General features: G+C 69.3%; 4 protein-coding genes. 1 reads left to right on the plus strand and 3 read right to left on the minus strand.

Going from position 1 to position 6,590, the window contains the following annotated elements:
* Positions 1–40: 40 nt before the first annotated feature.
* From ACFWFI_RS39750 to ACFWFI_RS39760, 3 genes are all read right to left on the minus strand, one after another.
* Positions 41–2,575, minus strand: coding sequence for an ABC transporter permease (locus ACFWFI_RS39750; RefSeq protein ID WP_387400344.1), 2,535 nt, complete (start codon positions 2,573–2,575; stop codon positions 41–43).
* A gap of 57 nt (positions 2,576–2,632) precedes the next feature.
* Positions 2,633–3,445 (minus strand): ABC transporter ATP-binding protein, encoded by an 813-nt coding sequence (locus tag ACFWFI_RS39755; RefSeq protein WP_387400350.1) that lies wholly within the window; start codon positions 3,443–3,445, stop codon positions 2,633–2,635.
* Between the two features lie 124 nt (positions 3,446–3,569).
* On the minus strand, positions 3,570–4,589 hold the full coding sequence (locus tag ACFWFI_RS39760) for a LacI family DNA-binding transcriptional regulator (protein ID WP_387400346.1): 1,020 nt from the start codon (positions 4,587–4,589) through the stop codon (positions 3,570–3,572).
* Between the two features lie 222 nt (positions 4,590–4,811).
* Here ACFWFI_RS39760 and ACFWFI_RS39765 point away from each other — a divergent pair, with 222 nt between their 5' ends.
* Positions 4,812–6,545 carry an ABC transporter substrate-binding protein gene (locus ACFWFI_RS39765; protein ID WP_387400348.1) on the plus strand — a complete coding sequence of 578 codons (1,734 nt, stop codon included), beginning with the start codon at positions 4,812–4,814 and terminating at the stop codon, positions 6,543–6,545.
* Positions 6,546–6,590: the final 45 nt, after the last annotated feature.

Genomic DNA, 6,590 nt, shown 5'->3' on the forward strand with positions numbered 1-6,590 from the left:
GTACCCGCACCGCGGGTACCGGCCCTTACGCGTTCCTCGTCTACTCCGTCTTGATCGCCGTCAGCATGTTGAGCTTCGCGCCGCTGCGGGCGGGCCACAGCGAGGCCAGCACGCCCACGAGTCCTGCCAGCACCAGGAAGAGCGCGAGCCGGTCCCACGGGATGACCAGGGCGTAGCCGGGGATGTCGGCGGACAGGCTCTTCCCGATCGCCCAGCCGAGGAACGTACCGAGGGCGACTCCGACCACCGCTCCGAAGAGCGAGATGACGACTGCCTCCAGCCGGATCATGCGCTTGACCCTGCGCCGGTCCAGGCCGATCGCCCGCAGCATGCCGATCTCCTGCTGGCGTTCGAAGACCGACATGGCCAGCGTGTTGACCACCCCGAGGACGGCGATCACCAGGGCCATCGCCAGCAGCGCGTACATGATGTTCAGCGCGGTGTTGATGAACCCGCCGAACATGTCCCGGATGCCCTGGCGGTCCATGACGCTCATCGCCGGGTTGTCGCCGAGCGCGTTGATCACGGCCTTCTCGTTGGCGTCGCTCTGGCCGCCGTCCATGGTCAGCCAGATCTCGCGGATGTCGGAGAGGCTCTCGTGCGGGTCGACGACGGCCTCGGGGATCAGGACCGGGGAGAGGAACTCGTTGCCCTCGTAGAGCGCGCCGACCTTCAGCGTCTCCTTCTTCTCGTCCTGGAACGTCACGGGGACGCTGTCGCCGGTCTTCCAGCCGTGCGACTTCGCGGTCTTGCGGTCGACGGCGATCTCGCCGTCCTTCAGGGAGGACAGCGACCCGGAGACCGTCTTCAGGTCGAAGACCTTCTCGACGTCGCCCGGGGTGACCCCGGAGGCCGAGACAGCCTCCTCGTCCTTGCCGGCGTAGAACCAGACGGACCGCTGGGGGGAGGCCGCCGCGACCCCGTCGGCCTTGCGCAGGGCGGTGAGAGCCGTCTCGTCGAGGGAGTCACCGCTGGCCATCGAGACCATGTAGTCGGCCCGGATGTTGTCCGTCGTCATCTTGTCGATGGCCTGGCCGAGCGTGACGCCCAGCACGGAGATGCCGGTGACCAGGGTGAGCCCGATCGCCAGGGCGGAGGCGGTGGCTCCGGTGCGGCGCGGATTGCGGACCGCGTTCTGCGCGGCCAGCTTGCCGGACACCCCGAAGAGCCTCCCCAGCAGCGGACGCGCCAGGGCGATCACCGGCCGTGAGAGCAGCGGGATGAGCACGATGACACCGATGAGGGCGAGGAAGGCCCCGCCACCGAGGAGCCACCGGCCGTTCTCGTCGCCCTGAGCGGCACCGGCGACGATCGCGGCGGATCCGAGCAGGGTGAGTACCCCGCCGATCGAGTTCCGCACGACCAGCGACTTGGTGCTGGCCACCGCGTGCACGCTGCTCATCGCCGCCACCGGCGGGATCTTGGCGGCCCGGCGGGCGGGCAGCCAGGCGGCGAACACGGTGATCAGCACACCGACGGCGAACGCGGAGACGACCGCGGTGGGGGAGATGACCAGCGGACCGGCCGGGATCTTCCCGCCGAACATGCCCATCGCGGAGCGCAGTCCCGTCGCGAGGCCGACGCCGAGGAGGAAGCCGATCACCGAGGCGATCACACCGACCACACCGGCTTCGAGCAGGATGGCCCGCTTGACCTGCCGGCGGGAGGCGCCGACGGCGCGCATCAGGGCGAGTTCCTTGGTGCGCTGGGCGATGAGCATGGTGAACGTGTTGGCGATCAGGAACACGCCGACGAAGAGCGCGATGGCCGCGAAGGCCAGCAGCATCGCGTTGAGGCTCTTGAGGCCGGACTCGGTCATCTCGGCCTCCTCGTCCGCGAGGGCCGCGCCCGTCTTGGCTTCGGCGGTCTCCGGGACGAGGGGCTTCACGGCGTCCAGCAGCTGCTGGTCGGACGCGCCGGCCGCGGCGGTCACGGTGACGTCCTTGAACTCCCCGGGCCGCAGATAGAGCTGCTGGGCGACCTCGGTGTCGAACAGGACCAGGCTGCCGCCCGCGTTCACGGCGCCGTCCTCGGTGGTGAAGACACCGGAGAGGGTGTACTCCTTCACCGGCCCGTTGGTGGCGACCCGGACCTTCTCGCCGACGCGGTACGCGCCCTTGTCCGCGCTGGTCCTGTCGAGGGCGATCTGCCCGGCCTCGACCGGCCCCGTGCCGTCGGTGAACGTGTACTGCGCGTCCTTGCCGTCGGCGCCGGGCGAGAAGTTCGAGCCGGTGTTTGACCAGCCGTCGCCGATGAGCTTGCCGCCGGTGTCGGCGACGCCGGCGAATCCGGAGACGCGTCCGGTGGCCCCGGCCACCCCGTCGAGGTCCTGGATCTTCTTGAGCGTGGCCTCGTCGATGCCGCGGGTCTCTTCGTCGCCGCGCTCGGCCCAGGTCTTGACGGCGACGGCGACGTCGTCGTAGCTCTTTGCGGACTGGTTGCGGAAGGCGTTGCCGAGGGTGTCGGTGAAGACCAGGGTGCCGGAGACGAAGGCGACGCCGAGCATCACGGCGAGCACGGTCATCAGCAGTCTGGCCTTGTGCGCAAGCACATTGCGCACGGCGGTACGGAACATGTCGTCAATTCCTGGGGGGAGTTCGGAGTGCGGAAGGGCGGTGCGGCAGCAGTCGCGTCAGCTGGTGCGGCCCTTCGCGTCGAACGCCTTCATCCGGTCGAGGACCCCTTCGGCGGTGGGGTGCAGCATCTGGTCGACGACCGCGCCGTCCGCGAGGAAGACCACGCGGTCCGCGTAGGAGGCGGCCACCGGGTCGTGGGTCACCATCACCACCGTCTGGCCGAGCTCGCGCACCGAGTTGCGCAGGAAGCCGAGGACCTCGGCGCCGGAGCGGGAGTCGAGGTTGCCGGTCGGCTCGTCACCGAAGATGATCTCCGGCTGCGAAGCCAGGGCGCGCGCCACCGCGACGCGCTGCTGCTGGCCGCCGGAGAGCTCCGTGGGGCGGTGCTTCAGCCGCTCCGAGAGGCCCACCATGTCGATGACCTTCTGGAGCCAGGCGGCATCGGGCTTACGGCCGGCGATGTCCATCGGCAGAGTGATGTTCTCCAGCGCGGTCAGCGTGGGCAGCAGGTTGAAGGCCTGGAAGATGAAGCCGATCTTGTCCCGGCGCAGCTGGGTGAGCTGCTTGTCCTTCAGCGTCCCCAGCTCGGTCTCACCGATGCGCACGGAGCCGCTGCTGAAGCTGTCGAGGCCGGCCACGCAGTGCATCAGGGTGGACTTCCCGGAACCCGACGGGCCCATGATCGCGGTGAATTCCCCCTGCGGGAAGTCCACGGTCACCCGGTCGAGGGCGACGACCTGGGTCTCACCCTGGCCGTAGACCTTCGACAGCTCCGTCGCGCGGGCGGCGACCGCGGTGGTGCGGTGAACGGTGGTGGTGGTCACAGGGGTACTCCAGTTTCGGCGACAGGTTCGCGGGGACCCCTTCATCCTCGCCGCCGCGGCGTGCCGGGTCGTCAGCCCTCGTGCCCGTTCCGGGGCCCTCTTGAGTCGCATCCACCGGGCGGTCGCGTAGTCCTGAGGTAGGAGAGCTACCCCGAGTCGCGTCGGTCGCTCAGCGGGGCGGGGCGGTGGATCCGCGGGGCACCAGACGGGCCGCCGCGTCCTCGAATCCGGGAGCCGATCCCTCGGCCACCATCGCCAGCAGGGTGCGGGCCGCATGGGTGCCGTAAGCGGGAATGTCCCTGCTCAGCGCGGTCAGCGGAGGACGTACGACGCGGGAGAGCTGGGAGTCGTCCCAGGCGACGAGCGAGAGGTCGGCGGGTACGTCCAGCCCCATCTCCTGGGCCACCGAGAGCCCGGCGACGGCCATGATGTCGTTGTCGTAGATGACGGCGGTCGGCCGTGAGGCCGAGCTGATCAGCCGCCGGGTGGCGTGCGCGCCCTCCTCTCCGGAGTAGTCGGTGTGCACCACCACCGGCTCGTCCAGCCCGAGTTCGGTGCTGATCTCGCGCTGGGCGCGGTCGCGCAGCTGGGTGTGGATCAGCTCCGGCAGCCCGGCGACCCGCGCGACGGAGCGATGGCCGAGCGCGGACAGATACGTCAGGGTGTCCCGCAGCGCCGCCGAGTCGTCCGACCACACGGGGGTGAGGGCCCCGGCCGCCGAGGGATGGCCGATCACGACGGCGGGCATGCCCAGCTCGGCGACGCCCTCGATGCGCGGATCGGGGGAGCGCACGTCGGCGAGGAACACCCCGTCCACCCGGCCCTCGCCCCACCAGCGGCGGTACATCTCCAGCTCCTGGGCCGGGTCGGTGACGACCTGTAGGAGCAGGGCGCAGCCCCGGGCGGACAGTTCGGTCTCGATGCCGCTGATCAGTTCCATGAAGAACGGCTCGACCCCGAGCAGCCTGGCCGGCCTGGACAGTGCGAGGCCCACGGTGTCGGCCCGGGCGTGAGTGAGGGCGCGGGCCGCGCTGTTGGGGCGCCAGCCGATCTCCTGCGCGATGGCCTTGATGGAGGCACGGGTCGCGGGGGAGACCCCGGGGCGGTCGTTCAGGGCGTACGACACCGCGACCTTCGATACCCCGGCGCGGCGCGCGATGTCGGCGATCGTGGGGCGGTGCTTGGACATGCGACCTCGCTTAACCGGTTCGTGTTCGGAGCGCATCTTAGCCGCAGGTCCCTGACCTCTGTCTTCCCCGGAGCGGTCCAGACCTCTTCGAAAGCCCTTGCAGAAACTGGGATGGGAGCGCTCCCGCTCCCTTGACAGCACTCCGGGGCACCCATACCTTCACGGGCACTTACCCGGTTCAGTAACTCCGCTCGGCAGGGACGGCGGGGAAAAGGAGGGGCTATGGGTACGCGTACCCGGCTGAGGGTCACCACCGCGCTCGCCGTGTTCACACTCGCCGCGACCGCGTGCACGGGAGGCGGCTCCGGGACGGGCGGCACCGGCGGCCCGGTCGGCAAGGGCGGTTCGCTGCCGCGCAACGAGACGCTCTACACGACCGGCACCCAGTGGGGGCCTCCGGCCAACTACAACCCGCTGCGCAACTGGGACCACGCGACCGGCACCAAGGGACTGGTCTACGAGACCCTGTTCCACTTCGATCCGAACGAGGGCGAGCTGACGCCCTGGCTCGCCGAGTCGGGCAGCTGGACCGACGACAGGACGTACGAGGTGAAGCTGCGCCAGGGCGTCACCTGGGCCGACGGCAAGCCGCTGACCGCCAAGGACGTCGCGTACTCCTACGGCCTCGGCAAGATCGAGGCCTCCGCCTTCCACTCGCTGTGGAGCTGGCTGTCCGACGCGAAGGCGGTGGACGACACCACGGTCCGCTTCACCTTCAAGGAGGCCCGCTACCAGGAGTGGGACTACACCCTCTACGGCCAGCCGATCGTCCCCGAGCACGTCTGGAGCTCGCGCACCGACGAGGACATCCTCAACGGCGTCAACGACAAGCCGGTCGGCACCGGGGCGTACAAGCTGAAGAGCAAGAGCCAGGACCGGGTCGTGTGGGAGCGGCGCGACGACTGGTGGGGCACCAAGGCGATCGGCATGACGCCGGCGCCCCGCTACATCGTCGACGTCTCCAACCCGAGCAACGAAGTGGTCATCGGCCAGCTGGGTCAGGGCCAGCTGGACCTCAGCAACAACTTCCTGCCCGGCGCTTCCTCGCTGATCAAGAGCAAGAAGGTCGTGTCGTACTACGACAAGGCCCCCTACATGCTCTCCGCCAACACCGCCTGGCTGGTTCCCAACACCACCAGGAAGCCGATGGACGACGCGGCCTTCCGCCGGGCGCTCGCCGCGTCCGTCGACACCGGGAAGATCGTCAAGGGTGTCTACGGCGACCTGGTCAAGCCGGCCTCCCCGACCGGTCTGCTGCCGCAGTGGGAGCAGTTCGACGACAAGGCGCTCATCGCGGAGAAGGGGTTCGCCCACGACGTCGCCGCGGCGAAGAAGGAGCTCGCGGACGCCGGCTACAAGGACAAGGACGGCGACGGCTTCGTCGAGAACAAGGACGGCTCCGCCCTCAGCCTGAAGCTGGCCGTGCCCTCGGGCTGGACCGACTGGATGGAGGCGGCCAAGGTCATCGCCGCCGGGGCCAAGGACGCGGGCATCAAGGTCAGCACCGAGTTCCCCGACCAGAACGCCCTCAACGAGCAGCGCGGCAAGGGCGACTTCGACCTCGTCATCAACAACGAGCGCCAGCTGTCCAACACCCCGTGGACGTACTACGACTACATCTTCCAGTTGCCGGTCCAGAAGCAGCAGAACACGGTGAACTTCGGGCGTTACGAGAACCCGGAGGCCTGGAAGCTGGTGCAGGAGCTCGGCGGGGTCAAGACGGATGACACGGCGGGCATGAAGGCCGCCGTCTCGAAGATCCAGGACGTCCAGCTGACCGAGATGCCCATCATTCCGCTCTGGTACAACGGCCTCTGGGCGCAGTCCACCACCGGGACCTGGAAGAACTGGCCGTCGGACGCGGCCGGAGCCCCGAAGACGGCACCGGCCCTGTGGCGCAACTGGCTGGAGATGGGCGGCTTCGAGACGCTCACGCAGCTGAAGCCCGCCAAGTGACGCCGCCGACTCCATGACCGCCCCGCCGTGCGCGCGCACCTGACC

The organism is Streptomyces sp. NPDC060209, from assembly GCF_042728155.1.
Taxonomy (GTDB): domain Bacteria; phylum Actinomycetota; class Actinomycetes; order Streptomycetales; family Streptomycetaceae; genus Streptomyces.

Bases quoted from the DNA above. Each gene is read 5' to 3' on its own strand.
- ACFWFI_RS39750 (WP_387400344.1), bottom strand. From the start codon at position 2,575: ATGTTCCGTACCGCCGTGCGCAATGTGCTTGCGCACAAGGCCAGACTG.
- ACFWFI_RS39755 (WP_387400350.1), bottom strand. From the start codon at position 3,445: ATGAAGGGGTCCCCGCGAACCTGTCGCCGAAACTGGAGTACCCCTGTG.
- ACFWFI_RS39760 (WP_387400346.1), bottom strand. From the start codon at position 4,589: ATGTCCAAGCACCGCCCCACGATCGCCGACATCGCGCGCCGCGCCGGG.
- ACFWFI_RS39765 (WP_387400348.1), top strand. From the start codon at position 4,812: ATGGGTACGCGTACCCGGCTGAGGGTCACCACCGCGCTCGCCGTGTTC.